Genomic DNA, 1,940 nt, shown 5'->3' on the forward strand with positions numbered 1-1,940 from the left:
CCGACCCGCCGTCGAGCGGCGCGGCCGGCCGCACCGTCCATCGGGCCCCTCGCCGGCGCGACCACGGTCCACCAGTGACCTCGCTCCGAGCGTCGCCACGCGCCGGCCGCAGCCGCCAGCCCCGCGACTCGTCGGAGGTCCGGGGGGACGGCGCGGCCGCAGCCGGGGGCCCGGCCGCCGCCGTCCCACCCTCGCCGGAGGAGCGGGGCGCACGCTCCTCCGACCCCGGCCCCGACGGGCCACGCCGCAGCGAGCTGCGGTCGCGGCCGGCGTCGGGGTCGAGCGACCGGGCGTCGGGTGCCCCCTCGGACGAGCCGTTCCCCGCCCCCACCCGCTCACCCGGCCAGCCCTCGGCGGCCGCCTCCCCGGGCCCGGCACCGCCGTCCTCCAGGAACCAGGGCGCCCGCTCCCGCACGAGCGCCTCCCAGTGCGGCGGCGGCCCGCCGGCCCCCGTCCACGGGCCCCGCCCGGCGTCCCCGCCCTCGCCGGTGCCGGTCCACGGGCTCGGCCCGGCCGCGCCACCCTCGCCCGCCGTCCCACCCGCGCCGGCCCCCCCGCCTTCACTTGCGGCCGTCCCGCGAACCCCGGCCCCGCCAGAACGGCCCGCCGACCGCCCCGCCCCGCCCGCCGGGCCCGGCCGCCACCGGCCCGCTCCCGCGGCGGGCGCGCCGCCCCGCCCCGCCGGCGATCGCCGGTCGAGGAGGCGGCGCAGGGCGGCCCACAGCGGCGACACGGTCAGGCCCGCTCGAGGTTCTCGAAGACGAGCGTGATGCTCTCGATGGCGACCTCACGGGCGAGGGCGTCGAGCGGCGTCCCCCGCCACTCCGAGATCCACGCGTTCAGCAGGTCCCACCGCATGACCTCGGTTGAGCCGTTGCTGTCGAGCATGAGGATCGACACGTTGCGCCGCTGCACCCGCCCGCGCACGGCCGTGGCGAACCAGTCCCACAGCTCCCGCGACGCCGTCAGCCCGTAGCGCAGGGTGACGTCGGCGTACTCGACCGGCCCCGGCACGCAGTGCACGACGTCGTTCGCCGCGCCCTCGCGGTAGCGGATGACCTGGAGGCGCATCCCGAGGCCGTCGCAGGCCGTGAAGTGGCCGGCGGTGACGCCCTGGATGACGAGCTTGAAGTTGTACGCCCGGTAGGGGTCGACCCACGCGCCCGGCTGGGCGCTGGCGGTGGCGGTCCCGACGCCGGTGTCAGACATTGACGGCCGCTCCTGTCTCGACGTCGCTCCCGGCCGAGTGCTGGCTCACCCGGAAGACGATGAACTCGGCCGGCTTCACCGGCGCGATCCCGATGACGGTGATGACCTGCCCCGCGTCGATGACCTCGGGCGGGTTGGTCTCCTCGTCGCACTGCACGAAGAACGCCTCCTCCGGCGTCCGGCCCATCAGGGCGCCGTCGCGCCACAGGCGCATCAGGAAGGCGGTGACGTCCCTGCGGATCGACTTCCACAGCGTCCGGTCGTTCGGCTCGAACACGATCCACCTCGTGCTCAGCACGATCGACTCCTCGATCATGTTGAACAGCCGGCGGACGTTCAGGTACCGCCACTCGCTCGAGCCGTCGGCGAGCGTGCGGGCCCCCCACACCCGGATGCCCTCCCTGGTGAACAGGCGCAGGCAGTTGACGCCGACGGGGTTGAGCTCCTCCTGCTCGGCGTCGGTGACGACGTAGGTCAGCCCGAGCGCGCCGCGGATCGACTCGTTCGCCGGGGCCTTGTGCACGCCCCGCATGGCGTCGGTCCTCGCCCACACGCCGGCGAGGTGGCCGGACGGCGGCACGGCGACGGTGGCGTCGCTGCCGAGCGGGTCCCGGACGGTGATCCAGGGGAAGTAGGCGGCGCCGTAGCCGCCGTCGGACTGGCGGGGTCGCACCCCGGGCGCCGGCCCGTCGTCGCCCCCGGTCCGCCGCCCGCCGCCGCCACCGCCGGCA

2 protein-coding genes are annotated in these 1,940 nt (G+C 76.9%); both read right to left on the bottom strand.

All coding sequences use genetic code 11. From position 1 onward, the window contains the following. Positions 1–735: 735 nt before the first annotated feature. The gene (locus tag VGB14_08235) at positions 736–1,209 is read right to left on the bottom strand and encodes a phage tail protein (protein ID HEX9992898.1); all 474 of its coding nucleotides are present in this window, start codon (positions 1,207–1,209) and stop codon (positions 736–738) included. Then, a partial coding sequence (locus tag VGB14_08240) for a phage tail sheath C-terminal domain-containing protein (protein ID HEX9992899.1) occupies positions 1,202–1,940 on the bottom strand: 739 nt, incomplete at its 5' end. The genes VGB14_08235 and VGB14_08240, both read right to left, overlap by 8 nt.

It is taken from the genome of Acidimicrobiales bacterium (assembly GCA_036399815.1).
GTDB lineage: Bacteria > Actinomycetota > Acidimicrobiia > Acidimicrobiales > DASWMK01 > DASWMK01.

Bases quoted from the DNA above. Each gene is read 5' to 3' on its own strand.
- VGB14_08235 (HEX9992898.1), bottom strand. From the start codon at position 1,209: ATGTCTGACACCGGCGTCGGGACCGCCACCGCCAGCGCCCAGCCGGGC.